Raw genomic sequence first — 24,287 nt, forward strand, 5'->3', positions numbered from 1 at the left:
GATTAAATCTAACTCTTCTCCTTCATTATCGGCCCCGCGTCAGCGGACTTGAGCGTTTCCAGCGCTTCGTCAAATGAGGGGCCATTCATCAAACCCAGGATTTTTCGCGCATACCGGGGATCGGTGGCGTAACCCGCTTGTTGCAGGGCATTCAGATAAGCCGCGCCATCGTCTACCTGTTCCAAAGCATTCTGATACCGCGGATTGACTTGCAGGAAATTCACGTAGTCGCTGAAACTTTCGCTATACGACGAATAGGCGCGGAACCCGTCCTTTTGGCGCACCGCCACACCGTTGACGAACTCAAATGTAGAATTGACCACCCGCTCGCCGTCCCAACCCCGGTGGGCCTTGATGCCAAACAAGTTGTAACTGGTGCGGCCATCAGCAAAACTCGGCACCGATTTGCCCCAGCCGGTCTCGTGCGCCGCCTGGGCGATCAACACTTCCGGGGCAACGCCCAACTGGCGTGCGGCATCCTGGGCGTGCGGCCACATCCGGCGGACAAAAGCGACTGGCGAAGTCGGTTCGTAGGGCGCGTCATCAACCGGGTAAGGATCATTGGCCGCTTTAGCCGTCGCTACAAAAGGCGTCGGTTTTGGCAGGGGCGCGGGTGACGGCATTCTGACGCTGGAGCGAATGCGCTGCACCTGGCGCAGCGTCGCTAGCGGATCGCCAATCGTGGTCGGTGAAGTCGGCGGAGTTGGAGAATCGGCTTCGCCGCCCAATTGCCGAACCAGGGCGTCGCTCAATCCCATTTTGCCCTGTTGCGCTAAGCTCAGCGCCAATTGCTGGTCGAACATGTCACGGTAGAACTTGGTCTGGTCGCTGTCCATCAGTCCGTCATCGCCCGGACTGGCGTCGCGCATGCTCTTGAGCATCATCTGGATGAACACCGCTTCAAACTGTTTAGCGGCTTCACGGAGCGCTTCAGGCGACTTCTGCTGCGCCTTGCGCCGCAGATCGGATAAGCCTTGCAAGTCCGTGTAAACAAAAGCCGAGTCGGTGGCGTTGACCATAATGATGCCTCCTTCTTCGCCCTATCAGCGCATTCGAGCCTGAATCTCGCTGAAGCGGCGAATCCAGGGTTTAATCGAACCGGAGCGGGCGGCGATTTCCGTGGCCATCTTCTGCGCGGCGGCAAAATCCGGGTAGTCGCCAACGACCAGCGAATACCAGGGTCCGGACCGGCTCGGCGAAGTGAAGTAAGCTTTCGGTCCATCGGTGGTAACGGAATCGGATCCCGCAATTTCCCGGAGTTTGTCCAGATCCTTGCCGCTATAGAGCTGCACGGTGTAATGGTCGGGATCGCGCCCTTCCAGCCAGTTTGGTTCCAGCAGGTTACCGGCCGGCGTCGTCGATTCCGGTTCAATCGGCGGTGGAATTCTGGAGGTCAGAGTTGCTGCTTCCAGCGATGCGGTCGGGGGCGCACCGTGAGGGGCTTCGGTGTGGGTTTCCGCAGACGGTTCTGGATCCAGCTCAATCGGCGGCGGAATATTGGATCTTGGCATGGAGGGCATTGGCGGCGCATCAACCACTGGCGGGGAATGGCTCTCGACCGCCGGACTGGTCTCCATCGCGTGGGCTTCCGGGGAATGCGCCGGCTCCGTCTGGTGAGTCACACTGGCCAAATGCGGGGGATCGGTGACCGGAACCTCGGGTTTCGCGGAATGCGCGACGGGTGGGGCATGATCGGCGCTGGCCGTTTTAGCGGCGGGTTCATCCGGTTGGCTCAGGTTGATCATCATGTTGATCGAACCAGCCTGCAAGCCGATGGCAACGACCAGGATGCCGCTTAATAGCGCGAGAGGTTTCCACGAGAGACTGTCCATGATGCGTACTCAAATAACAATCAGTTCGGCTTTGAGAGCGCCTGCCGCCTTCAGCGCCTCCAGGATGGCGATCAGATCGGTGGGGGATGCGCCCACTTGGTTGACGGCCTTTACGATGTCGTCCAGCGCGACGCCGGGGTTGAACAGGAACATCGGTTTCTTTTCCTGGTTGACAGCGATATTGGCATTGGGAACCACAGCAGTTCGTCCACCGGAGAAGGGGCCTGGCTGACTGACAATGGGGTCAGAAGTGATGGTGACGGTCATATTACCGTGGGAAATCGCAGCGGGGCCGACCTGAACATTCTGGCCAATGACTACAGTACCGGTGCGTGAGTTGACGATCACTTTGGCTGCGCCTTGGGCGGGGACCACTTCAATGTTTTCCAGGATGGCAATCAAGCTGACTCGCTGATTGGGATCGGCAGGGCCAAGCACCTCGACGGAGGAGGCGTCAATCGCTTTAGCCGCCTGGCCGCCGAGCGCCTGGTTGATCGCGGCAACCATACGTTGGGCGGTGGTGAAATCAGCTTGACGAAGATTTAATACGATAGGATCGTCGTCGCGCCCGCCAAATTTGCCAGGGACTTGACGCTCAACGCTGGCCCCGTTGGGAATGCGCCCGACGCTGGGGACGCCCACGGTCACGCTGGAACCGGCGGCAGCCGCGCTGATGCCGCCAACGGATACATTACCCTGAGCCATTGCGTAGACCGCGCCATCTGCGCCTTTCAAGGGAGTCATTAACAGACTGCCGCCTTTCAGACTCTTGGCGTTGCCAATGGAAGAGACGGTGACATCGATAGTTTGCCCCGGTTTGGCGAATGGCGGCAAATCGGCCTGAACGGAGACGGCGGCGACGTTTTTCAGTTGCAAATTGACTTCTGGCGGAATAATGACGCCAAGGTTAGCCAACATGCTTTTCAGGCTTTTGACGGTAAACGGGGTTTGTGTGGTCTGGTCGCCCGTGCCATTGAGACCAACGACCAAGCCATAACCAATCAGTTGGTTACTGCGAACGCCGGCGACATCGGCCAGATCCTTGATGCGATTGGCTCCCATGTTTCGGGCCGCCAAGGTGGACGGATTACCGGCGTCTTCATTCAGATTTTCCTTGTCGTCAGCCCAGACATGCTGGGTTCCCAGGCTGAACAGGAGCAAGAATAGCGAAAGTAAGCGGAACATGGATTTTACCTCGGTTTGAGGAACTGCATTTAGCCTTTCTTTTCAGCCTTCAAAACGGAAAGATCGGGCTGAGGAAGAACCGGCCCAGCCAGCCGACGGTATTGGCGTCCGCCAGTACGCCATTGCCGGCGTAGGTGATTTTGGCGTCGGCGACCTGGCTGGACAGCACCGAATTATCGGTGCGGATGTCGTCGGGGCGGATGACTCCGGAAATTTGCACGACCTCTTCACCCTGATTCAGCGTTAGCATTTTCTCGCCGCGAATAGCCAGGTTGCCGTTGGGATAAACCCCCGTCACGACCGCCGAAATATTGCCAGTCAGGCTGTTGCTCTGATCGCTGGCGCCTTCGCCACCCATGGCGCGTTCGCCGGCAATGGTGGTGGCGAAGTTGTTGTTGGCGGCGGCGAGGTCGGGATTGCCGAAGGACGCGCCGAAGAAAATCGGATTTTCGAGTTGGACATCCGTCGATTTGCTGACGCCAGTAGTCGCCGATTTGGTGGCGGCGGTGCTTTCGACCAGCCGAATCACCACGGTGTCGCCAACGCGCTTGGCGGTGCGATCCTCGAACAGTCGCATATCCCGGTTGGCCTGATAGATTGCGCCGGTAGCCGGTGGGCCAGGCCGTGCCGGATCGTTGACATCCATGACATGTGGGGTGACCGGTTTGAAGTCGTATTGCGGGGCTAGACCGCTGCACCCCGACAGCAGGCAGAGGGAAACGAGGGTGGCGGGCTTATTCATAGCAATCACCTACAGTTGATTATTAACATATTGCAGCATCTGATCGGTGGCGGAGATGACTTTAGCGTTCATTTCATAAGCGCGCTGGGTTTCGATCATGTCCACCATTTCCTCGACGACATTGACATTGGAAGTTTCCAGCGCGCCCTGCATGAGATAGCCGAGGCCGTTGTTACCGGGATTATCAGCCTGGGGTGCGCCGCTGGCACCGGATTCCAGGAACAGGTTTTCGCCAACCGCTTGCAAACCCGCTGGATTGATAAAATCCACAGTCTGGATCGTGCCCAGGTTAGCCGGTTGGGTTTGGCCCGCAGTCAGAGCGCTGACCACGCCATCCTTGCCGACGGTGACGCTGAGCGTATTGGGCGGGATGGTGATGGCCGGTTGCAGTTCGAAGCCGCTGGAGGTGACGATCTGCCCATCGGCGTTGACTTGGAAGGAGCCGTCACGGGTGTAGGCGATGTTGCCGTCGGGGAGCAGAATTTGAAAAAAGCCCCGGCCATTGATGGCGAGGTCCAGGTTGTTGCCGGTCTGGATCACGTTGCCCTGCGTGAAACTTTTGGCGGTAGACACCACGCGGACGCCGGTGCCGAGCATGAGTCCAGAGGGCAGTTCCGTATTTTCCGTGGTTTGGCCGCCGACCTGGCGGACGTTCTGATACAGCAGGTCTTCAAACTGGGCGCGACTGCGCTTGAAGCCGGTGGTGCTGACGTTCGCCAGGTTGTTGGCGACGACCGAGATGCGGGTTTGTTGGGCGTCGAGGCCAGTCTTGCCGACCCAGAGTGCAGCAGTCATGAGCGTGCTCCTATTCCAGCTTCAGTAGTTGATCCGCCGATTGGGCGTTTTCTTGCGCTGAGTTCATCATCTTGATTTGCATCTCGAATTTTCGGGATGCCTCGATCATGCTAACCAGCATGTCGGCAGGGTTGACGTTGCTGCCTTCCAGCGCACCGGTGACCAGCTTGACCGTGGCATCGGGTGGGGCAGCGGCGCCGTCCTTGGTGCGCATGAAGCCGTATTTGTCCTTGTACAAGGGGTTTTCGGCGGTGGGCTTGACCAGTCGGATGCGGCCTACAACCGCGATTTCGGTGGCGGCTTCGCCTTTGGGCCGGACGCTGATGGTGCCGTCCTCGCCGATGTCGATTTTCTCGGCGGGGGGAATGGCGATAGGGCCGGCGACGCCGAGCACGGGATGACCGGTTGAAGTAGTGAGCTGACCGTTGACATCGATTTGCAGATCGCCGGCGCGGGTGTAGGCTTCTTCGCCGTCGGGAGCCTGGATGGCGATCCAGCCTTCGCCTTGCACGGCAATGTCCAGATCGCGCCCGGTGGTCATGATCTTGGCCTGGGTTAAATCGATGCCAGGCCGTTCGGTCATGGCATACACCCGGGTGGGCATTCCGTCGGTGCTGAAAACCGGCATGCTGCGGAAATCTTCCAGATCTTTGCGGAAGCCGACGGTGCTGACATTCGCCAGGTTGTGGCTGATGATCTCTTGCGTTCGCAGCGTTTGCTGTGCGCCGGTCATCGCAACATAAAGCATGCGGTCCATGGTTCAGGTCCTGACTGCTTTAACCCTAACGGATTATTTGGGTAATGGTCTCGGTGAGGGTATTGTTGACGGTGATTGTCTTGGAATTCGCCTGGAAGTTGCGCTGAGCCAGGATCATGTTGACCAGTTGCTCGGTCAGGTCGACGTTAGAGGTTTCCAGTGCGCCGGACATAAGGTTGCCATTACCGCCGGTACCCGGTGCTGCGAATGCAACGGTGCCAGACTCTGGAGTAGCCTCCCACTGAGTGTCGCTGATTGCCTTGAGGCCCTGTGGATTTGGAAAAGTAGCTAAATTCAGAGGGCTACCAGTTATTGTTGCTACTCCGCCAACAGCATCTTTGGCAGTAATTGTTCCATCTTTATCAATAATAATGCTGCTTATGTGTGGTGGAGTGCTAGTTGCAGTAATTGTTACTGCAGCACCATTACTGTAGAGTTGCTGACCAATATTGTTGACTACGTTACCCGCAGCGTCGAGATGGAAACTGCCAGCTCGGGTATAGGTCGAAGTAGCAGCTCCAGGTACTCTGACCTCAAAAAAACCATTGCCTGTAATCGCTAAATCCAGGACATTGCTCGTCGTCATGATGCCGCCCTGATTGAATTGTTGGTTGACCGCTTGCGTCTTTACCCCCAAGCCGCCACCAAGGGTTGCATTACTATCAACCAAGTCGCCGAATTCAGTGCGACCGTTTTTAAAACCAGTTGTGCCAGCATTGGCGATGTTGTGGGAAGTGGTGGCTAAATCGGTATTGGCTGCCTGGAGGCCAGATAAGCCAGTGTACATGGATGATGCGGCCATAGTTTAAGTCCTCGTGGTTAAGTTTCAAGTCGTGGTGTTGGATTGCTGCAATTCAGTTTCGCTTAGCCCGGTAATATGTGATACCTGTGCCAGATCCATGCCGCCAGATATCATTTCTTGAGCCATGCGTATTTTTTCTTGTTGAATGCCTTGTTGAATGCCTTGTTGAATGCCTTGTTGAATGCCTTGTTGAATGCCTTGTTGAATGCCTTGTTGAATGCCTTGTTGAATGCCTTGTTGTAGTCCTGTTTTCTCCGCCAATTTCAGCGCGCCGCGTTGCAAGATGATAAAGTCATGGCGCTTGTCCTGCGCTTCCAATTCCTCTTGGCTGAGATTAGCAGTATTAGCAATGTCAAAGGCTTGACGGAAAACTGGGTCACTGTCCATGCTTGCGGGCACTGCCGCTAATGAACCGGCGTTTTTGATAAAGTACAGCCATTGATCTTTAATATCGGTAAGTTGCGCTTCTGTTTTTTTAAATTTAGGTAGTTCGATAAATACCAGTTCGATATCGTCGTTGTATTCAATAAAGCTCTTCTTTTCGAGTAATTTGAAGCGATTGATCAGGTCCTCATTATCTTTGAAAAGGGTGAAATCGGTTAACGTCAAAGCAATGACAGGATTTAGCAGGGTATAATCTTCACCTTTTTGCAGTTCCTGAGAATAGGTCTTCGCGGCGTTGTAGAGAATCCGTTTTTCAAAACCTTCAACATTCAATACCTGCATTTCGATGATCACCCGTCGCCCATCGCGCAGCACGGCTTTGACATCGACGTAGGTGTCTTTCATTCCTTTGATCAGGGGAATTTGATAGGGATCGACAATCGTTAAATCCACAATGTCGCGATCCGGGGGATATTCCAGGACGGCGTTCAGAAAGCTGCGTAAAATCGGTACGCTTTGTCCGCTTCCAAATACTCGTTTGAAAGCATAATCGGTTTTGACGTCGAGAAAGCGCATCATGTTTTCCTGTTTTTTCGCCCCCTCCTTATTAAATCAAGGAGAGGGCAATGGATTACTACCGAATATTCAGAATCGCCTGATACAAGGTACCGGTTGTGTTAATCACCTGGGCGTTGGCCTGGAAGCCGCGCTGGGCGGTGATCATATCCACTAATTCCTTGGTTAATTCCACATTGGAGCCTTCCAGAGCGCCCGCAATGACTTGGCCCAAAGTGCCGTTACCTGGTTTACCTGTAATAGCCGCGCCTGAATCCTGGGTTTCAATCCAGTTATTGTCGCCAATGCGCTTCAAGCCCTGGATATTGGCGAATCGGGCCAATACGACTTGACCCATGATCTGTGTTTTACCGTTGCTATAACTGGCGACGATATTGCCGGATTCATCCGCTTCGACTCTGGAAAGATTACCCATCGTATAGCCATCCTGCTCCAAACTGTTGGTGATGGATTCGCTATCGAACTGGGTGGTGTCTGCAAAATTCAATTCAAAATTTTGCCGTCCAGCGCCATTAGGGAAGCTGACGCCAACGATCTTCAAAGTCGTAGGACTATCGGGATTAGTATATTCCCCATTATCCTTGGCCTCGACAGGGATGCCCCGACTGTCGAAAGTTATGCTACCCACACGCTCAGCAATGCTGTCAATCTCGGGAATTTGTTTGTAGATGCTCCAGGTGTTATCCGCCGTCTTGCGGAAATAGAGATTCAGGGTATGACCAACCCCCAAGCTGTCGTAAATCGCCAATGCGGTAGAGTAGTCATAATTACTCGCATCGGTCGCATCAATCGTGCTTGGATCGGCGGATGTACTGGTTGCCAGTACACTGGTTGTTTCTGAAAGATTATCTGTAGCTATAGTCGTATCCCCAATAATCTGAAGCGCCTTGCTGAAATCAGGGACAATGGTTAGAGCGGTAGCTCCTGAGCCAACCTGCGCCGCTGAGAAAGTAATTGGAGTATTAACCGTTGTTAAAGTGGGAGCGCCAGTCGCAGCATCGAATGTAATATTTCCTCCGTAGCCGTTAAAGTCAGGGGCAGCAGCAGTGATATCGAAATTCCCATCCAATGTGTAGTAAACACTCCAGTCATCAGCGGCTGTTTTAACGAAGTAGGTTTGTAAGCTATGATTGATTCCAAGACTATCATAGACCTGCAATAAATTGGAATGGTGGTAGGTAGTAGGATCAGTTGGGTTAAAACCGGTACTAGGAGGAGGACCAACAGTGAACGCAGAGCCAGCTATTGCAGTCAAACTGCCATCCAAATTGACGGTGTAGTCGACAATAGTTGTTGGCACTGGCGCTGGCTCCATGGCATTCAAGTTAATGCCTAAATCCACCTGCCCGGTCATCTTCGGTTGCATGGTCGAGGAATCGATCCATAAATCACCGACAATATCAGTAATTGTGCGAGTTGCTTGAGAGCCGTTAGGTGTTATATTGGCAATGTTAAATGTAGATCCTTGATCGATATTCCAACCAGCAAGAGCGGAGCCAAAGTCCAGATTAACAGTTATTGGATCTGCGTTTGTACCCAAGTCAGCCGATGAAACAGATAGTGAAGTAACTGTAGGAGCAGTGGATACTACGCCAGTAGTATTGTCAAAAATTACAGTACCGCCATCTATTGTTGCTCCACCATCGATTTGATGATAAATTTGCCAAGTATTATTGCCGACAGCGGGAGGCGCTGATGTACTGGTTGTTAGCAGAAAATAAGATTTTAATTCATGGCTAAAACCTTTGCTGTCAAAAATGTCAACAGAAGTCATATTATTATAAGTTAAAGGATCGTTAGCATCAAAACTGGCAGCCGCGTTGGTCAAGCCGTGCGCCAAAGTTAAACGATACTCCACCGATGTAGTTGCCGCATCACTAGATACCTGCACCGTATAACCTTGTACATTTTGCATTTGGCTATTAACGATAAAGCCACTGGTATCAGTATTAAAACTACCCGCCCGGCTGTAGCTGACCTCATTTCCACTCTGCAAAACAAAGAAGCCTTCTCCGGTAATCGCCATGTCGAACGTCCGACCGGTATCCTCAATGCTGCCTTGAGTAAACGTCTGACTTAGTCGTTGTAAACGCACACCTAAGCCGTTGCTGTCTCTGGACATCGAATCGACCAGATCACCAAATTCTGCTCGGGCTTTCTTGAAGCCAGTGGTATTTGCATTCGCAATGTTGTCAGAAACAACAGATAACTCGGTGTTCGACGCATTAATACCCGTCAGGGCGATATTCAGAGACATGGGAAGACCCTCTTGAACTGGATTAAACTGGATTAAAAAGGAAAAGAAATTACCGGATGCCCCGGACGGAATTCATATCGACCAGACCAATACCACCGGCCAATTGTAGATTGGAGGTTTGTCCGTTTTGTCCCAAAGTGACGCTCTGCACCTGATTCCACATCTGGGTGCTGAATTGCTGATTTTCTCCACTCACTGAACCCTCAGCGACCACGCTATAAACTCCTGAACCTGACGCGCCACTGCCGCCCCAGGTAAACTCGACCTGGCCCGCCTGTTGCGCCCCCAGATTCATGGTGTTAATCAGCTGACCGCTGGCGCTATAAACCTTCAACGTCAAATTGCTGACGCTTTGTGGAACCGAAATTTCGCCTTGCAAGGATTGGCCAGACGTGTAATAACCGCGATCGCCTTCAATCAACACCTGTTTGCCGACCATACTGGTCGCCTGCGCGGTTTGCATCGACAATAGCGACTGCGCCAGGGAATCAAAAGATTTCTGCAACTCCTGAATACTGCTCAGGGTGCTAAACTGGGCCAACTGACCTAGATATTCCTGACCATCCAGCGGCTTGGTCGGGTCCTGATTCTTCATCTGCGCAATCATTAATTTCAGGAAATCTTCCTGATTCAATAAATCCTTGGGCAACGCTGATCCCGCCGAATTTTGACTGGCGGTCGTCGCGGTCGTGCTGTCAATAGTGGTCATGGTCTCAGCCTCGTTTATTCACCCAGCGCCAAGGTGCGCATCATCATCTGCTTGGAGGTATTCAACACTTCCACATTCGCCTGATACGCACGCGACGCCGAAATCATATTCGCCATTTCCTCCACTGGATTCACATTAGGCAGGTTGACATAACCATTTGCATCAGCCAGCGGATGGTCCGGTCGATATTCCTGTTGCAAGGGTTTGTCGCTTTCCACAATGCCCAACACGCTCACCCCGGCAATTCCGTCCTCCGCTTCATCGAGCTGCGCAGCAAATACCGGTTGTCGCGCCCGATAAGTCTGCGAAATGCTGCTGCTGATGCTATCCATATTCGCCATATTACTGGCAGTGGTATTCATTCGAATGCTTTGCGCATGGAGCGCCGAACCGGAAATATCGAAAATGCGGAACAGAGACATGGCTATTCTCCTTTAATCGCCGTCATTAACCCTTGAACACGGTTGCCCATGAACCGCAGGCTCGCTTGATAGCGCAGCGCATTATCGGCAAAGACCGCTTTCTCTTGCTCGGTTTCCACCGTATTGCCGTCCAGCGACATCTGCGACGGCATGCGGTACAGCAGCTCATCCGGGTTATTACGTGGGGCCTGAAGGTGATGGGCGTGCGTCACTTTCAATGGTTGTTCCGCGCCGAACGCCTCGGCCATCGCTGTTTTGAAATCGAAATCACGGGCCATGTAGCCCGGCGTATCGGCATTCGCCAGATTCGCAGCCACAATTTCGGTGCGCCGGGAGCGCAACTCCAATGCTTCCGCGTGCAGCTTCAAAGCGCGGTCAAAGTTAATGCCCATGGTGGCGTCGCCTCCCGTTCGGTCGGATTCCGGAGCGGTTGCCGGAAAAATGACGGATTCAATCGTTAGGGGATAGGAAGCAAGGGATGTGCCGGGTTTGATCGTCCCAGACCTCTTTAACGATATTGAGTTTGCAGTGATTGCGAATGACAATATCATTCGCTCAATGAGGAGAATAAATAATGACTGCCAATGCGCTGGTTCAAGCCCGTATTGATCGCGCGGTAAAAGAGGAAGCCGCTGCCGTCCTGTCGGCGATGGGCCTGACTGTATCCGATGCGGTGCGATTGATGCTCACCCGGGTAGCGCGTGAGCACACCTTGCCTTTCAACCCTCTAATGCCCAACGAAGAAATCGTTGCGGCCATGAAGGAAGCGCGCTGCGGCAGCTTGTCATCGGCAACGACTGTCGAGGAGTTTCTGGACGCCATGAATGCGCAAGATTGAATGGACTCATGCTTTCAAGCGCGACTTCAAAAAGCAAGGGACGTTTGAAGAGGCATTCATTGAATGCATTATGGAAGCTGGCGAACGATGAAACATTGCCGGAGCGATTCCACGACCATACTTTGTCAGGTGAGTGGAAGGATCATCGCGATTGCCACATCAAACCCGATCTGGTGCTGATTTACCGCAAACCCGACGATGGCGTGTTGCAGCTCGTGCGCCTGGGTTCCCATTCCGAACTGGGGCTATAGCTCTTGGCGCCCTCGACTCAAGTCAATTGAAAAGCATCGCGAATCCATTCGATTTGTGGTTCACCGCCGGGCTGGAGAACCGCCACCACATCGAAGCGACAGGGTAGGTCAAGATGTTGGCGTTGTAGATAGAAGGCCGCAGCGCGCAGCAATTTTTGCTGCTTGGCTCGGGTCACTGATTCAGCAGGGGTGCCGTAACGGACATAACGACGGCTACGCACCTCCACGAAAACCAGATATTCGCCATCGCGCATGATCAGATCCAATTCGCCAGTGCGACAACGGAAATTCCGCGTCACCAAGGCCAAGCCCTGTTTTTGCAGATAGCCAAGCGCTAAGTCCTCAGCGACAGCGCCCTGCGCAATACGGCTGATCACCGACGGCCACCGCGATCAGCAGCTGTCAGCAACGCACTCATCCAGAAAATGGATCGCGTAATACAATGGTATCCGCCCGATCAGGGCCGGTAGAGATCAGATCAATTGGTGTATCGATCAATTCCTCGAGGCGCCGCAAATAAGCCTGTGCATTAACCGGCAAATCCTCGTACTGCCGCACCCCGACCGTCGAATCCCGCCAACCTGGCATCTCTTCATAAATCGGTTCGCAACCCGCCAGCGCTTCGGCGCCCAAGGGCGCATGATCCAGTCGCTCTGAACCACACTGATAACCAATGCACAACCGCACATAATCCAGACCATCCAGCACATCCAGCTTGGTCACACACAATCCCGACACACTGTTATTGAGGATTGAACGCCGCAAAGCCACCGCATCAAACCAGCCGCAGCGCCGCCGCCGACCGGTCGTTGAACCAAACTCATAGCCTCGTTCGGCCAGATGATTGCCGGTTTCATCAAACAACTCGGTCGGGAAAGGCCCTCCCCCGACCCGAGTGGTGTAGGCCTTGGTGATCCCCAGCACATAGTCCAGATAGCACGGCCCTAGACCCGTACCTGTAGATGCCCCGCCCGTCGTCGTATTGGAAGAGGTCACATAAGGATAAGTGCCATGATCAATGTCCAGCATCGCTCCCTGAGCGCCTTCGAAGAGCATATTGTCGCCCCGCTGGCGATGGGCATCCAGCAACCTCGTCACGTCCGCTGCCAATGGGCGCAAGCGCTCAGCCATGACCAGTGTTTCATTCAGTACCGTCTGGAAACCGACCGGCTCAGCCTGGAAATAGTTTTTCAGAACGAAATTATGGAAATCCAGCACCTCGCCAAGCTTAGCGGCGAAGCGCTCTGGATGGAACAAGTCACCTAGCCGCACCGCCCGTCGCGCGATCTTGTCTTCATAAGCTGGGCCGATGCCGCGTCCGGTTGTGCCAATCGCCCGTTCGCCGCGTGCCTTCTCACGGGCTTGATCCAAAGCGATGTGGTAAGGCAAAATCAACGGACAGGCTTCGCTGATTCGCAGTCGCTCCACGACCGCCACGCCCTGTTGTTCCAGTTGATCAACCTCAGTCAGTAAAGCGGCTGGCGATAGCACCACGCCATTGCCAATCAGGCAGGCGACGCCTTCATGCAGAATGCCCGAGGGAATCAGGTGCAGGATGGTTTTCTGGCCATTGATGACCAGGGTGTGCCCCGCGTTATGCCCTCCCTGGAATCGCACGACTGCCGCCGCATTTTCGGTCAACAAATCAACGATCTTGCCCTTGCCTTCGTCACCCCACTGGGCGCCGATGACCACCACATTCTTACCCATGCCTGGTTCCTTGTTAACTCGTAGACTTTGAATCTGCCAACGGCGTAACCTGCCATTCCCCTTGCTGGCGAACCAACATTCGATCGCATCCCAAAGCGCGTGGCTCCACTTCTGCTCCGGGCAGCGCCCGAATGACTCGTTCGCCCCGGCGACGCAACAGGGCTACCCGCTCCTCCAATTCCCCAACGCCAGCCGACGGTGCGTAAATCCCGGCTACCGTCGTTTCCGAGGTCGAACCCAGCAACAGTAGCGTCGCCAAATCGGTGCTGAAACCCGTCGCGGGCCGCGCTCGACCGAACACATGGCCAATCTCGTCATAGCGCCCGCCTTGCGCGACTGCTTGCCCTTGACCAGGGACATAGGCGGAAAACAACACGCCAGTGTGATAGTGATAACCGCGCAATTCGGCTAGATCGATATGAATGGGCAAATCCGGCCACTGCTGGCGCAGTGTGTTCACTAATCGCCGCAAAGTGATCAGTGCTTCGCGTACCTTTGGCCTGCCTGCCGCCAACTGCTCGTCGGCTTCGTCCAATATTTCCGGGCCGCCATTCAGTTTAGCCAAGCTCAGAATCAAGTCCGCACTCGGCGTCGGCAATGCCCATTCCACCAACTGTTCATCGATTTCCGGAAAAGCCTTGCGCTGTAATGCCTCAAACAGAATGCTTTCACATTCCCGATCCAGACCGGCCTGACCTACCAGTTCGCGGAAAATGGCGACATGGCCCAAATCCAAGTGTACTTCGCTAACGCCCGCGACCCTCAGCGTCTCCAACATCAGCGCCAGCACTTCCAGATCACTCTCATGGCCGCGATGACCATACAGTTCCACACCCGCTTGATAGGGACTACGAGAACCGCCAAAGCCATCAGCGCGGGTCCGCAATACCGTACCCATATAGCAGAGGCGGACCGGGCCAGCGCGCTTCAACAGATGGGCGTCAATCCGCGCCACTTGGGGAGTCATGTCAGCGCGCACCCCCATCATCCGGCCGCTTAATTGATCAGTCAGCTTGAAGGTTTGCAGTTCCAGATCATCACCAGCGCCGGTCAATAACGAATCCAGAAACTCGATCAACGGCGGAATAACAAGTTCATAACCCCAGCTTCGATAAAGATCGAGCAACATCCGGCGTAATCGCTCCAGGCGATCAGTGGCGGGCGGCAGGATTTCTTCAATGCCTTCGGGTAACAACCAGCGGTCTTTGGGGATCATGGGAGACAGGATATAAAAGATTTTGTGAGCTTGGCTTCAAGCCTGACCCAACCTCAGCGGAAAAAGTACAACACTACCACCCCCAACCCCATGCCCCCCAAACCAGCCAATCGCAAGACGCGATCCTCCATTTGGGAAATCTTGAGTAGGGTTTGCCGGAAGGCGGCTGGATTGAGGAACGGCAGGATGCCTTCCAGCACCAGCATCAAACCGAACGCCGCCAGCAGTTCATCCCACATGGCGGATGTGTTCGATAATAATGGCCCTCATCACTGTGCTTGCGACTGCGACTGGTTGAAGTACTGGAAGAACTGGGAATCCGGTTCGAGCACCAGCACATCGTCGCTGCTGTTAAAACTCTGACGATAGGCATTCAGACTGCGATTGAAACGGTAAAAATCCCGATCCTTGCCATATGCCTCGGCATAAATGGCCGTTGCCTGGGCGTCGCCTTCACCGCGCTGACGCTCGGCATCACGGTAGGCCTCGGCCAGGATCACCGTACTCTGGCGATCAGCATCAGCGCGAATGCGCTCTGCCGCTTCGGCACCCCGGGAGCGGAAGTCCTTGGCGACCCGCAATCGTTCCGCCTTCATGCGGCTGAACACCGAATTACTGACATCCGGCGGTAGATCAATGCGTTTGATGCGCACATCCACCGCAGCAATGCCCAGTTGCGTTGCCTGCTCGCGCAACAACCGACTCAAAGTTTCCATAATCTGCTCGCGATCCCCTGACACCACTTCCTGAATGGTGCGCTTGCTGAATTCGCTACGCAGACTGTCCTTGACGATTTGATCCAGGCGGACGTTAGCCTGAGCAGGATCGCCGGCGACCGTCGTATAAAACAGCCGCACATCCTCGATCCGCCACATGGCGAAGGAATCGACAATGACATTCTTCTTTTCTGCGGTCAGAAATCGCTCCGGATCGGTGTCCAGCGTTTGCAACCGGCGATCAAACTTGCGAATATTGTTGATCAACGGCCACTTCCAATGCAGACCGGGCGGGTAATTGGCCTCGACGATCTCGCCCAATTGGAAGCGGAGCGCGGTTTGGGTTTCATCCACGGTGAATAACGAGGTCGCCAATAACAGGCCGGCGGCGGCGAGCGCGCCTAGCATGACATTGCGGGACACCGGCAATTGTGGCAAGGCCATTAGCGCACCTCCCGACTACGATTCAGATCGCGCAAGCGGGTCGCCGCTGCGCTGCCATCGACTGATGATGACGACGACGAAGAAGGCAAATTTTCCAACAGCGACCCCCCCGTGGAACGGGCGTCGCCCGCGCTGGGCGACTGTTCGGTTTTCAAGAGTCGATCCAGCGGCAGATACAAGAGATTATTGGTTCCCTTAACATCTACTAACACTTTGCTCACTTGTGACAACACCGTTTCCAGCGTTTCCAAATACAGCCGTTCGCGAGTGACTTCCGGGGCTTGTTGATACGCTATCAGCAATTGCTCAAACCGGCTGGCTTCACCTTGGGCTTGGGCGATCACCTGTTCCTTGTAGGCGGAGGCTTCCTGTAAACGCCGTGCCGCCTGGCCGCGCGCCTTGGGAATCACCTCGTTGGAATAGGCTTCGGCTTCGTTCTTCAGCCGTTGCTCATCTTCGCGCGCCTTAATCGCGTCGGCGAATGCATCTTGCACCTCCTCCGGCGGTTGTGCGTCCTGCAAAACAACAGTGATGATCTGCAAGCCCGCGCCATATTGATCCAGAATGCTCTGACTCAAGGATTGGGTATCAGCGACGATGTCGCTGCGACCTTCGGTCAGAACAAAGTCCATGGTGCTCTTGCCGATGGTTTCGCGAGTTGCGCTTTCCACTACCTGCACTAACACCACTTCAGGATCCAGAACGTTAAACAGATAAGCGCGCGGGTCCTTGATCTGATATTGCACAGCCAGACGCACATCCACGATATTCTCATCCTGCGTGAGCATCAGCGCTTCCTTGGGCACCGAGCGGATGGCCGGCTGCCGTCCGCCGCCCGCTGCGGAGCGATAACCGATTTCCCGGAAACGCCGCTGCTCCACGTTGACGATTTCCACCTGATCAATGGGAAATATCCGCAAATGCGGCCCGGGTAGCGTGGTCTCCAGATAGCGCCCGAAGCGCAGCACGACCCCGCGTTCGCCTTCGTTGACAATGTAGATGCTGGCAATCAACCAGCCGATCAAGGCGATAATCCCGATCACCAGACCGACGCCGGCAAACCCGGAGCCTGATGCGCCACCGCCACCGCTGCTGTTGCCGCCGCCGCTACCGCCGCCACGCCCACTGCCCAGCAAGTTGTTGAAACGGTCCGACAGCTTGCGAACCACTTCATCCAAATCGGGTGGTCCCTGATCGCGATCACCACCGCTCCAGGGATCGCGGTTACCTCCTCCCGGTTCATTCCAGGCCATGTCGTACCTCAAAGTTTGTATCAATACGGTTCAAACCACCGGAATTTCAAAACCCGAACGCACCCATTCCGCCCGTAAGCCTTCCTGTCGGCAAAGCCGGTCTACATTGCCGCGCGAGGTGCGTACTTCGATCAGCCATTCGCCCGCAGGTCCGGACTGTTCAGTAACCACAGCGCCCAAGTTGAACAGGCAGGCCCGCAACCGCGCCGCCATCGGCGGCAAACAAAGCCAGCCATGTACTGTTCCCCCCCGCAATCGCTCGACAATCGCGGCGGACAGCAGGTTGAGTCCCGCACCCGATGTCGCTGATAACCAGACCGCGCGCGCCTGACCTTCGCTATCCCGCTCCAGGCGCGGCGGTTCGCCGCTCAGGTCAATTTTGTTGAACACCTGCAATTGTGGCGTGTTGGCCGCGCCGATTTCCGCTAATACGGATTCAACTTGCGTAATGACGCCCTGTCGGTCAGGATGGCTGGCGTCGATCACATGCAAAAGCAGGCTGGCTTCTACGGTCTCGCGCAGCGTCGAACGAAACGCCGCTACCAGTTCGTGCGGCAACCGACGGATGAACCCAACGGTGTCGGCGAGTACGACCGGTTCCGCCCCTGGCAACTCCAGACGGCGCAAGGTCGGATCCAGGGTTGCAAATAACTGGTCGGCTGCATAAACATCGGCTTGTGTCAACGTATTGAACAGGGTGGATTTGCCGGCGTTGGTGTAACCGACTAGCGAAACGGTTGGCAGATCCGCCTTGCGTCTTGCGCGTCGTCCTTGTTCACGCTGTCGTTCGACTCGCCCTAGCCGCAAACGAATCTGCCGAATACGATCGGCCAGCAAACGCCGGTCGGTTTCCAACTGGGTCTCACCAGGTCCGCGCAATCCGATACCGCCACGTTGCCGCTCTAGGTGCGTCCAGCCGCGCACCAACCGAGTGGACAAATGACGCAACTGGGCCAGTTCCACTTGCAATTTGCCTTCAAAACTGCGCGCGCGCTGGGCAAAGATGTCCAGAATCAAACCGGTGCGATCCACGACCCGGCATTGCAGAAATGCTTCCAGATTACGCTCCTGGCTCGGCGACAGGGTATGGTCGAAAATCACCAATTTTGCGTTGCCTTGTTGCGCCGCCTCCCGGATTTCCTCAGCCTTGCCACTGCCGACAAACAGACGCGAGTCAGGCGCTGAGCGGCGTCCTGTGATCAACACAGCGCATTCAGCGCCCGCCGACGCCGCCAATTCCTGGAATTCGGCGAAGTCCTGGGCATCTTCCGATCGGTCCAGCGTCAGATGGACAAGAACGGCGCGTTCACCGCCGCTTGGACGCTCAAACAAACCGCCCCCTGCGCACCACTGGGCTTAAGCCTTCAGGATGGATCGACGCCGCCATTTTCGTCCGTGGCCAAGCTCAGTCGCACATTGCGAACCGGCACGATTGTGGAAATCGCATGTTTGTAAATCATCTGACTGACGCTGTTTTTCAGAAGCACCACGAACTGATCGAAAGATTCGATCTGCCCCTGCAATTTGATGCCGTTCACCAGATACACCGAAACTGGAATCCGCTCTTTACGCAGGGCGTTCAGAAAGGGTTCCTGAAGAGAATGACCTTTTGCCATCGCGATGCTCCCTTGTTGTTATGGTCAAAAACACAAAATCAGGCTTAAAGCCGAAAAGTTTAAAATTTCTCAAAAGCCGAAAAATCATTTAGGCAAAAAGCATAATTCATGCCTAGCCCCAAGGTTATTTGCCGGATGGTCGGCCCATCACGTTCCCGTGAGGTGTTTCCCTGCGGATTTCATTGCCCGCGTAACGAGCGATAGCGACTGATCCGAAACACTCATTATATTAACACAACGGGTTTGAGGTGTTAGGGAAAAAGCCGGTTTCATGTAAACGGGCGGCAACTCGTTCAAGGAGATCGGGCTGGGCGCTGTCCAAGCGGAATGCACCGATTTCCGAACGCAGCCAGGTTAATTGCCGCTTGGCGAACTGGCGAGTTGCCACAGCGCCTCGTTCGAGCATCGCCGGATAGTCCAGGACGCCATCCAGATATTGCCAGACCTGTCGGTAGCCGACCGACCGCATGGCTGGTTTATTCAAATCGAGATCTCCCCGCGCCCGCAAACGCTGCACTTCAGTCACGAAACCCTGCTCAAGCATCGCTCGGAATCGTTGATCAATCCGTTCATGTAGCACCGCTCGGTCGGCAGGCGCCACCACCAGCTTGACGATCCGAAACGGCAATAATTCGTTATGCGAACGGCGGCAAAGTTCCGTTAGTGACTGGCCCGTTAATGCGTAGACCTCAAGCACCCGTTGAATTCTTTGAACATCATGAGGATGGATCCGCGCCGCCGCGATGGGATCAATCTTCGTTAGCCGGGTGTGCAGGGCGATGCTGCCCTGTTCGGCCAGTTCCGACGCCAATCGGGCGCGCACTTCGGGATCCGCCGAAGGTAATTCGGCCAAGCCCTGTTCCAGCGCTCTGAAATAGAGCATCGTACCGCCGGCCAGTAGTGGGATACGTCCAGCAGCATGAATGGCAGCGATTTCACGCAGGGCATCGCTGCGAAATCGACCTGCGGAGTAAGCTTCGGCGGGATCAAGAATATTGATCAGACGATGTGGCGCGATGCGCTGCGTTTCGATGTCGGGCTTGGCGGTGCCGATGTCCATTCCGCGATAAACCAGCGCGGAGTCAACACTGATGATTTCAAATGGCCAGCGCTGGACTAGCTCCACCGCTAGCGCTGTTTTACCAGATGCAGTGGGTCCCATCAGGAACAACACCGGTGGGCGCAAGTCGGCCATGTTTAACGTCCGCGCCGAAACAGCCGATCGAGTTCGTCGAGGGTGAGTTGAATCCAAGTAGGCCGGCCGTGATTGCATTGGCCACTGTGATCGGTGCGCTCCATATCACGCAACAAGGCATTCATTTCCAACAGGTTCAGCGGTCGGTTGGCGCGGATCGCGCCGTGGCAGGCCAAACTGGCCAGCAAGGTCAAAATGGCCGTTTCAACCCGCTCGCTGGTTTCATGCGCGACCAGGTCGGCCAGCATATCGCGCACCAGTCCAGCGATGTCCAGTCCGGCCAGCAACGCTGGGATTTGCCGGACTATTACTGATTCCGGCCCCATGGCCGCCAACTCTAATCCCGCCTCGGCGAACAGGGTTGCATGTGTTTCGACTAGTTCCCGCTCTTTCGGCGTCACGCTTAGGGTCACCGGTGCCAGCAGCGCCTGAGTTTTAAGACCTTCCCCGGTCAGGGTGGTTTTCAGTCGTTCGTACAGAATGCGTTCATGAGCGGCATGCATGTCCACTATCACCAGTCCGGCGTCGTTTTCCGCCAGGACATACGCGCCATGCAGTTGTCCGAGCGCGTAACCGAGCGGCGGCGATTCAGCAACAGTTTCGGGAACTGTCCCGGCGGGTTTTTCCGGTGATGGAGTCGTATGTAACTGGCCATAAGCCGACAGCCGTTCTTGAACGCGCAGCGGTAATCGAGGTGGGTTCGCGCCAAACGGGCCAGCTGCGCCTGATCCCCCCTGATCTCCACCGACTGCGCTGACTGCGCCTAACTGTTCACCGGTCTGGATCACGAGCGGCGGCGCTGCGCCAGGACGCACTTCCGCAAGCGATGCCTGCACCGTGCGCCGAATAAACTCATGAATAGTCGACGATTCCCGAAACCGGACCTCGTGTTTAGCGGGATGGGCGTTGACATCTACGGCTGCTGGATCAAGTTCCAGATAGAGCACGGCTGCAGGTTGCCGATCCTGGTAGAGAACATCCTGGTAAGCTTGTCGCATGGCGTGGGCGATTACTCGGTCGCGTACGGGTCGACCGTTAACCAGGAAATACTGCAAGTCAGCTTGGGCGCGGGAGACTGTCGGTAACCCAAGCCAGCCCCAGAGCCGCAACCCGCCTTCGCTGCGGTCAAAAAAGATGCTGGCCGCCGCAAATTCCCGACCGCACAGTTCCGCAATGCGTTGCGCCCAACCCTGTCGATTACCTGCCGGTTCCAGATTCAGGATGGACCGCTGATTATGCCACAGGCTGAATCCAACTTCAAAGCGGCTGAGGGCAAGCCGGCGAATATTTTCTTCGATATGACCAAATTCAGTCCGTTCGCTGCGCAAAAATTTGCGACGAGCCGGTACGTTGAAGAACAGGTCACGCACTTCGACAGTGCTGCCTACTGGGTGTGGCGCCGGCGCCGGTTCGTCGGTGACTTCGCCGCCATCCCCGCTGACCCGCCAACCCGTGTCTTCGTCCGCCGTGCGCGAGGTCAGCGTCAGCCGCGACACCGAGGCGATACTGGGCAGCGCTTCACCGCGAAAGCCGAGACTGGAGACGTGTTGCAGATCGTCGAAACTGGCGATTTTGCTGGTCGCGTGGCGGGCCAGCGCCAGCGGCAACTGGTCCGGTGGAATACCGGAACCGTTGTCGCGAACTCGAATGAGGCGAACGCCGCCCTGCTCCACTTCGACGGCGATACGAGTCGCGCCGGCATCCAGACTGTTCTCCAGGAGTTCCTTGACCGCTGACGCTGGACGCTCAACCACTTCGCCAGCGGCGATCTGGCTAATGAGTTGTGGCGGCAGGCGCTGGATGCGTAAACTCAAGTTGCGACCTGGTTATTAGCGGATGACCTTCTGTAATACGTCCATCACCTGCTTAGCGCCCGCTGAATTGTCCGGTCGGTCGTTGCTATCACGCACGACCACCACCGTCTGCTTACCCTGGCCAGCCAGCCGAACCCGGTAGCGTGTGCCAACCGGCGGCGCTTCAGTTTTCTTGCTGCGCCAGAACGCTAGCTTGGAAAGCCAGCTCTCGTCCCCAGATTTCTGGTTCTCCAGCTCGGGATCGCGATACTCGACCACATACAGGCCCTGGCTGCGATTCTGTTCCTCCACCACGTAATTGCTGCCATCCAGGGCCAAACCCACCAAGCGCCAGGCGCTCGAATAATCTTCGTTGACCAGCAGTCGGTTTTCCCCACCCTCTTCAATCAGACGAGTGCGCGCCACCGCAGGCGTCGTACTCGCTTTGGCTTGCTGAACCTCGGTGCGCTTGTCCGAGGCGCCCAGATAAACCGTCAGTCGGTTGAGCATCTCAGCCTCCAGCTCCGGGCTGGAGGGCCGTCGTTGCCACATATAGGCATTGGTGGCGCTAGCGCTGGCGCCGCCCACCGCAACTTCCTCGACGCCGTAATGCGTCAGGTAAACCTCGGTATTCGCGTTGTTCTCACTTCTTTCCAGGCGGGTGCGAAACTTGTCGCGGGTTGGCGCTGAGTACAGTACATCCAGATATTGCTTCAACAAACCACGTAGACCATCCTGGGGAATATCCGCACGATTTTCCACCCAGTCGGTTTCCATGATGCCAATGGTCGGATCATCGCGTTTCAAGGCGAAACCATTACTCGTCCAAAATTCCCGTATCTTAGGCCAGACCTGGTCTGCCGGCGCGGCGATAACCAACCAGCGCTGATCGCCATCCTGCCGCAGGGTAATACCTGGCTGTGGCGGCAACACTGCGGTGGGTTGCCGGGCCTGGGTTTCGCTGCGTTCCCCGGCGTAGGCGGACAGACTGGCTGAACCTGCTGGACCGATCTCCGGCACGATCAGGGTATCGTCAATGGTTGACGCCGTCAGATCAGGCGGAATTTCCAGGGGTTGGGTCACCGTGCTTTGCCGGTAATCCGGGCGGCGATCCGGCAGCAGAGTGTCAAAACTCTTGGAACAGCCGGCCAGCGCTACGGTTACAGCGAGGATTCCCACTGTCGCGCGCCGCGGAGAATATGAAAGTCGCGTCGTCATAATTGTTAAAGCACTCCAGCCAGCTGCATCGCAGCCCGCACCGCGGGTTGGAACGACTCGGAGAATGGCGTGAGCGGCAAGCGAATTCCCGGTGGAATCAGTCCCAACTGGCTCACCGCCCATTTCACCGGAATGGGGTTGGATTCAAGAAACAGCGTCCTGTGCAATTCAGCCAGTCGGCGATTAATCGCTTCAGCGCCCGCGCGATCACCGGCCAGCGCAGCAGCACACATCTCATGCATCAGACGCGGCGCGACGTTGGCGGTCACGGAAATATTCCCCTTGGCGCCGCTGAGTATCGCTTCCGCAGCAATGCCATCGTCGCCGCTGTACACATCCATGCGATCCCCGCAATGGCGCACCAGTTCCTGGATGCGCTCCAGGGTGCTTGCTTCCTTAATGCCAACAATGTTCGGAATGTCGGCCAATCGCTCAACCGTTTCCGGCTTCAGATCGCAGGCGGTGCGGCCAGGCACGTTGTAGAGGATTTGCGGAATCGCCACGCTGTCCGCAATCAATTTATAGTGCCGATACAGCCCTTCCTGGGTCGGCTTGTTATAATAGGGGGTCACCAGCAAGCAGGCGTTCGCGCCAACCTCCATGGCCCGCCGGGTCAAATGCAGCGCCTCACTGGTGGAGTTGGCCCCGGTGCCGGCGATCACTGGAATCCGTCCCCTGACTTGTTCCACCACCTGGCGAACCACGGTGATATGCTCTTCAAAATCCAGGGTTGCCGACTCGCCAGTGGTGCCCACGGCGATAATGCCGTCAGTTCCATTTTCAATATGGAATTCCACTAGACTTTCCAGCGCCGCGAAATCCAGCCCGCCATCCGCCTGCATCGGCGTTACAATAGCCACCATGCTGCCACGAAACATGATTTTATACTCTCTGTTGACCTGCAATCGCCGCATGGTACGAATACCCGGCGGGCTTGACAAGCACCCTTGTTAAGACGGAGGGGAACCGTTTTCACCCCTGCTGGATACCTGTACACTGCCATTTTTACACCACCATGTTCTCTGCCCGTAGGAATTCGCCCGTGAAAAACTACCTGGTCATTTCCGCCCTTGGTGAAGATCGTCCCGGCTTGGTCAACGAACTGTCCCGGGCTATCCTGGATTGCGATTGCAGCATCACGGACAGCCGCATGACCGTGCTAGGCGGCGAGTTCGCTATTTTGCTGATGGTGCAGGGCAATTGGAATACCTTGACCAAGCTGGAAATGCAACTCAAACGGTTGGAGCAGGCGCTGGGTATGACCATTATCGCCAAGCGCACCGAAGGCCGAGCGGTCGCCGGCGATGTCCTGCCCTATGCTGTTGAGGTGGTTGCCGTTAGCCAGCCGGGCATCGTTCACCATTTAGCCAGCTTTTTCGCCAGTCGTTCGATCAATATCGAGGATATGATGACCCGCAGCTACAGCGCCCCGCATACCGGCACCCCCATGTTTTCGGTCAACCTGGCGATCGGCATTCCCGCCAACACCCACATCGCCTTGCTGCGCGAGGAATTTCTGGATTTTTGCGATGACCTGAATCTGGATGCGGTGCTGGAGCCGATCAAGGGATAAACC

Annotated in this window: 26 protein-coding genes and 1 pseudogene; 3 read left to right on the forward strand and 24 right to left on the reverse strand. The window is 55.7% G+C overall.

Annotated elements, in window-relative coordinates; all coding sequences use genetic code 11:
- Nucleotides 1-8: 8 nt before the first annotated feature.
- From flgJ to flgB, 12 genes are read right to left on the reverse strand one after another with little or no spacing between them, the layout of a single operon-like run.
- Nucleotides 9-1,019 (reverse strand): flagellar assembly peptidoglycan hydrolase FlgJ, encoded by a 1,011-nt coding sequence (flgJ, locus tag H6973_05940; GenBank protein MCP5125178.1) that lies wholly within the window; start codon nucleotides 1,017-1,019, stop codon nucleotides 9-11.
- Nucleotides 1,020-1,043: 24 nt separating this feature from the next.
- Nucleotides 1,044-1,832, reverse strand: a complete 789-nt coding sequence (locus tag H6973_05945) for an SPOR domain-containing protein (protein ID MCP5125179.1) — start codon at nucleotides 1,830-1,832, stop codon at nucleotides 1,044-1,046.
- A 9-nt stretch (nucleotides 1,833-1,841) separates the two neighbouring features.
- Nucleotides 1,842-3,017: a flagellar basal body P-ring protein FlgI gene (locus H6973_05950; GenBank protein MCP5125180.1), complete on the reverse strand. Its 1,176-nt coding sequence runs from the start codon at nucleotides 3,015-3,017 to the stop codon at nucleotides 1,842-1,844.
- 49 nt (nucleotides 3,018-3,066) lie between these two features.
- Nucleotides 3,067-3,759: a flagellar basal body L-ring protein FlgH gene (locus tag H6973_05955; protein ID MCP5125181.1), complete on the reverse strand. Its 693-nt coding sequence runs from the start codon at nucleotides 3,757-3,759 to the stop codon at nucleotides 3,067-3,069.
- Between the two features lie 9 nt (nucleotides 3,760-3,768).
- The gene (gene flgG, locus H6973_05960; protein ID MCP5125182.1) at nucleotides 3,769-4,554 is read right to left on the reverse strand and encodes a flagellar basal-body rod protein FlgG; all 786 of its coding nucleotides are present in this window, start codon (nucleotides 4,552-4,554) and stop codon (nucleotides 3,769-3,771) included.
- Nucleotides 4,555-4,564: 10 nt separating this feature from the next.
- A complete protein-coding gene (flgF, locus tag H6973_05965; GenBank protein MCP5125183.1) occupies nucleotides 4,565-5,311 on the reverse strand; it encodes a flagellar basal-body rod protein FlgF in 747 nt (248 codons plus the stop codon).
- A gap of 25 nt (nucleotides 5,312-5,336) precedes the next feature.
- On the reverse strand, nucleotides 5,337-6,113 hold the full coding sequence (locus tag H6973_05970) for a flagellar hook basal-body protein (protein ID MCP5125184.1): 777 nt from the start codon (nucleotides 6,111-6,113) through the stop codon (nucleotides 5,337-5,339).
- Between the two features lie 24 nt (nucleotides 6,114-6,137).
- Nucleotides 6,138-7,073: a PD-(D/E)XK nuclease family transposase gene (locus H6973_05975; protein MCP5125185.1), complete on the reverse strand. Its 936-nt coding sequence runs from the start codon at nucleotides 7,071-7,073 to the stop codon at nucleotides 6,138-6,140.
- 58 nt (nucleotides 7,074-7,131) lie between these two features.
- The gene (locus tag H6973_05980; protein ID MCP5125186.1) at nucleotides 7,132-9,330 is read right to left on the reverse strand and encodes a flagellar hook-basal body complex protein; all 2,199 of its coding nucleotides are present in this window, start codon (nucleotides 9,328-9,330) and stop codon (nucleotides 7,132-7,134) included.
- 49 nt (nucleotides 9,331-9,379) lie between these two features.
- A complete protein-coding gene (locus H6973_05985; GenBank protein ID MCP5125187.1) occupies nucleotides 9,380-10,039 on the reverse strand; it encodes a hypothetical protein in 660 nt (219 codons plus the stop codon).
- Nucleotides 10,040-10,053: 14 nt separating this feature from the next.
- Nucleotides 10,054-10,461: a flagellar basal body rod protein FlgC gene (gene flgC, locus H6973_05990; GenBank protein ID MCP5125188.1), complete on the reverse strand. Its 408-nt coding sequence runs from the start codon at nucleotides 10,459-10,461 to the stop codon at nucleotides 10,054-10,056.
- 2 nt (nucleotides 10,462-10,463) lie between these two features.
- Complete coding sequence (gene flgB / locus H6973_05995) at nucleotides 10,464-10,853, reverse strand: flagellar basal body rod protein FlgB (GenBank protein ID MCP5125189.1); 390 nt, start codon at nucleotides 10,851-10,853, stop codon at nucleotides 10,464-10,466.
- Nucleotides 10,854-11,035: 182 nt separating this feature from the next.
- On the opposite strand from flgB, the gene H6973_06000 reads away from it, so the two are divergent.
- Together H6973_06000 and H6973_06005 are read left to right on the forward strand one after the other, a co-directional pair.
- Nucleotides 11,036-11,299 carry a type II toxin-antitoxin system RelB/DinJ family antitoxin gene (locus tag H6973_06000; protein MCP5125190.1) on the forward strand — a complete coding sequence of 88 codons (264 nt, stop codon included), beginning with the start codon at nucleotides 11,036-11,038 and terminating at the stop codon, nucleotides 11,297-11,299.
- Nucleotides 11,286-11,550, forward strand: a pseudogene (locus H6973_06005) (type II toxin-antitoxin system YafQ family toxin). The gene H6973_06000 and the pseudogene H6973_06005 overlap by 14 nt, the downstream one beginning before the upstream one ends.
- Before the next feature lie 17 nt (nucleotides 11,551-11,567).
- Here the strand turns inward: H6973_06005 and H6973_06010 are convergent.
- From H6973_06010 to H6973_06065, 12 genes are all read right to left on the reverse strand, one after another.
- Nucleotides 11,568-11,924 (reverse strand): YraN family protein, encoded by a 357-nt coding sequence (locus tag H6973_06010; protein ID MCP5125191.1) that lies wholly within the window; start codon nucleotides 11,922-11,924, stop codon nucleotides 11,568-11,570.
- Between the two features lie 40 nt (nucleotides 11,925-11,964).
- A complete protein-coding gene (locus H6973_06015; GenBank protein MCP5125192.1) occupies nucleotides 11,965-13,260 on the reverse strand; it encodes an adenylosuccinate synthase in 1,296 nt (431 codons plus the stop codon).
- Nucleotides 13,261-13,273: 13 nt separating this feature from the next.
- Nucleotides 13,274-14,476 carry an ATP phosphoribosyltransferase regulatory subunit gene (locus tag H6973_06020; protein ID MCP5125193.1) on the reverse strand — a complete coding sequence of 401 codons (1,203 nt, stop codon included), beginning with the start codon at nucleotides 14,474-14,476 and terminating at the stop codon, nucleotides 13,274-13,276.
- Between the two features lie 53 nt (nucleotides 14,477-14,529).
- The gene (locus H6973_06025; GenBank protein MCP5125194.1) at nucleotides 14,530-14,715 is read right to left on the reverse strand and encodes a DUF2065 domain-containing protein; all 186 of its coding nucleotides are present in this window, start codon (nucleotides 14,713-14,715) and stop codon (nucleotides 14,530-14,532) included.
- 30 nt (nucleotides 14,716-14,745) lie between these two features.
- On the reverse strand, nucleotides 14,746-15,636 hold the full coding sequence (hflC, locus tag H6973_06030; protein MCP5125195.1) for a protease modulator HflC: 891 nt from the start codon (nucleotides 15,634-15,636) through the stop codon (nucleotides 14,746-14,748).
- Complete coding sequence (hflK, locus tag H6973_06035) at nucleotides 15,636-16,889, reverse strand: FtsH protease activity modulator HflK (GenBank protein MCP5125196.1); 1,254 nt, start codon at nucleotides 16,887-16,889, stop codon at nucleotides 15,636-15,638. Before hflK ends, hflC begins: the two co-directional genes overlap by 1 nt.
- 30 nt (nucleotides 16,890-16,919) lie before the next feature.
- Entirely contained in the window at nucleotides 16,920-18,221 is a 1,302-nt protein-coding gene (gene hflX / locus H6973_06040) for a GTPase HflX (protein ID MCP5125197.1), read from the reverse strand.
- Nucleotides 18,222-18,253: 32 nt separating this feature from the next.
- Nucleotides 18,254-18,505 (reverse strand): RNA chaperone Hfq, encoded by a 252-nt coding sequence (gene hfq / locus H6973_06045; GenBank protein MCP5125198.1) that lies wholly within the window; start codon nucleotides 18,503-18,505, stop codon nucleotides 18,254-18,256.
- Nucleotides 18,506-18,734: 229 nt separating this feature from the next.
- Nucleotides 18,735-19,700 (reverse strand): tRNA (adenosine(37)-N6)-dimethylallyltransferase MiaA, encoded by a 966-nt coding sequence (miaA, locus tag H6973_06050; protein ID MCP5125199.1) that lies wholly within the window; start codon nucleotides 19,698-19,700, stop codon nucleotides 18,735-18,737.
- Nucleotides 19,701-19,702: 2 nt separating this feature from the next.
- Nucleotides 19,703-21,514 carry a DNA mismatch repair endonuclease MutL gene (gene mutL, locus H6973_06055; GenBank protein ID MCP5125200.1) on the reverse strand — a complete coding sequence of 604 codons (1,812 nt, stop codon included), beginning with the start codon at nucleotides 21,512-21,514 and terminating at the stop codon, nucleotides 19,703-19,705.
- Between the two features lie 15 nt (nucleotides 21,515-21,529).
- Nucleotides 21,530-22,672: an outer membrane protein assembly factor BamC gene (gene bamC / locus H6973_06060; GenBank protein ID MCP5125201.1), complete on the reverse strand. Its 1,143-nt coding sequence runs from the start codon at nucleotides 22,670-22,672 to the stop codon at nucleotides 21,530-21,532.
- 44 nt (nucleotides 22,673-22,716) lie between these two features.
- Nucleotides 22,717-23,589, reverse strand: coding sequence for a 4-hydroxy-tetrahydrodipicolinate synthase (locus H6973_06065; GenBank protein ID MCP5125202.1), 873 nt, complete (start codon nucleotides 23,587-23,589; stop codon nucleotides 22,717-22,719).
- Nucleotides 23,590-23,726: 137 nt separating this feature from the next.
- On the opposite strand from H6973_06065, the gene H6973_06070 reads away from it, so the two are divergent.
- Entirely contained in the window at nucleotides 23,727-24,284 is a 558-nt protein-coding gene (locus H6973_06070) for a glycine cleavage system protein R (GenBank protein MCP5125203.1), read from the forward strand.
- The last annotated feature ends 3 nt before the right edge of the window (nucleotides 24,285-24,287 follow it).

It is taken from the genome of Gammaproteobacteria bacterium (genome assembly GCA_024235095.1).
Taxonomy (GTDB): Bacteria; Pseudomonadota; Gammaproteobacteria; order Competibacterales; family Competibacteraceae; genus UBA2383.

What these genes read in the sequence shown, in the direction of transcription:
- flgJ (MCP5125178.1), bottom strand. Translation starts at nt 1,019, where the DNA reads ATGGTCAACGCCACCGACTCGGCTTTTGTTTACACGGACTTGCAAGGC.
- H6973_05945 (MCP5125179.1), bottom strand. Translation starts at nt 1,832, where the DNA reads ATGGACAGTCTCTCGTGGAAACCTCTCGCGCTATTAAGCGGCATCCTG.
- H6973_05950 (MCP5125180.1), bottom strand. Translation starts at nt 3,017, where the DNA reads ATGTTCCGCTTACTTTCGCTATTCTTGCTCCTGTTCAGCCTGGGAACC.
- H6973_05955 (MCP5125181.1), bottom strand. Translation starts at nt 3,759, where the DNA reads ATGAATAAGCCCGCCACCCTCGTTTCCCTCTGCCTGCTGTCGGGGTGC.
- flgG (MCP5125182.1), bottom strand. Translation starts at nt 4,554, where the DNA reads ATGACTGCTGCACTCTGGGTCGGCAAGACTGGCCTCGACGCCCAACAA.
- flgF (MCP5125183.1), bottom strand. Translation starts at nt 5,311, where the DNA reads ATGGACCGCATGCTTTATGTTGCGATGACCGGCGCACAGCAAACGCTG.
- H6973_05970 (MCP5125184.1), bottom strand. Translation starts at nt 6,113, where the DNA reads ATGGCCGCATCATCCATGTACACTGGCTTATCTGGCCTCCAGGCAGCC.
- H6973_05975 (MCP5125185.1), bottom strand. Translation starts at nt 7,073, where the DNA reads ATGCGCTTTCTCGACGTCAAAACCGATTATGCTTTCAAACGAGTATTT.
- H6973_05980 (MCP5125186.1), bottom strand. Translation starts at nt 9,330, where the DNA reads ATGTCTCTGAATATCGCCCTGACGGGTATTAATGCGTCGAACACCGAG.
- H6973_05985 (MCP5125187.1), bottom strand. Translation starts at nt 10,039, where the DNA reads ATGACCACTATTGACAGCACGACCGCGACGACCGCCAGTCAAAATTCG.
- flgC (MCP5125188.1), bottom strand. Translation starts at nt 10,461, where the DNA reads ATGTCTCTGTTCCGCATTTTCGATATTTCCGGTTCGGCGCTCCATGCG.
- flgB (MCP5125189.1), bottom strand. Translation starts at nt 10,853, where the DNA reads ATGGGCATTAACTTTGACCGCGCTTTGAAGCTGCACGCGGAAGCATTG.
- H6973_06000 (MCP5125190.1), top strand. Translation starts at nt 11,036, where the DNA reads ATGACTGCCAATGCGCTGGTTCAAGCCCGTATTGATCGCGCGGTAAAA.
- H6973_06015 (MCP5125192.1), bottom strand. Translation starts at nt 13,260, where the DNA reads ATGGGTAAGAATGTGGTGGTCATCGGCGCCCAGTGGGGTGACGAAGGC.
- H6973_06020 (MCP5125193.1), bottom strand. Translation starts at nt 14,476, where the DNA reads ATGATCCCCAAAGACCGCTGGTTGTTACCCGAAGGCATTGAAGAAATC.
- H6973_06025 (MCP5125194.1), bottom strand. Translation starts at nt 14,715, where the DNA reads ATGTGGGATGAACTGCTGGCGGCGTTCGGTTTGATGCTGGTGCTGGAA.
- hflC (MCP5125195.1), bottom strand. Translation starts at nt 15,636, where the DNA reads ATGGCCTTGCCACAATTGCCGGTGTCCCGCAATGTCATGCTAGGCGCG.
- hflK (MCP5125196.1), bottom strand. Translation starts at nt 16,889, where the DNA reads ATGGCCTGGAATGAACCGGGAGGAGGTAACCGCGATCCCTGGAGCGGT.
- hfq (MCP5125198.1), bottom strand. Translation starts at nt 18,505, where the DNA reads ATGGCAAAAGGTCATTCTCTTCAGGAACCCTTTCTGAACGCCCTGCGT.
- miaA (MCP5125199.1), bottom strand. Translation starts at nt 19,700, where the DNA reads ATGGCCGACTTGCGCCCACCGGTGTTGTTCCTGATGGGACCCACTGCA.
- H6973_06065 (MCP5125202.1), bottom strand. Translation starts at nt 23,589, where the DNA reads ATGTTTCGTGGCAGCATGGTGGCTATTGTAACGCCGATGCAGGCGGAT.
- H6973_06070 (MCP5125203.1), top strand. Translation starts at nt 23,727, where the DNA reads ATGTTCTCTGCCCGTAGGAATTCGCCCGTGAAAAACTACCTGGTCATT.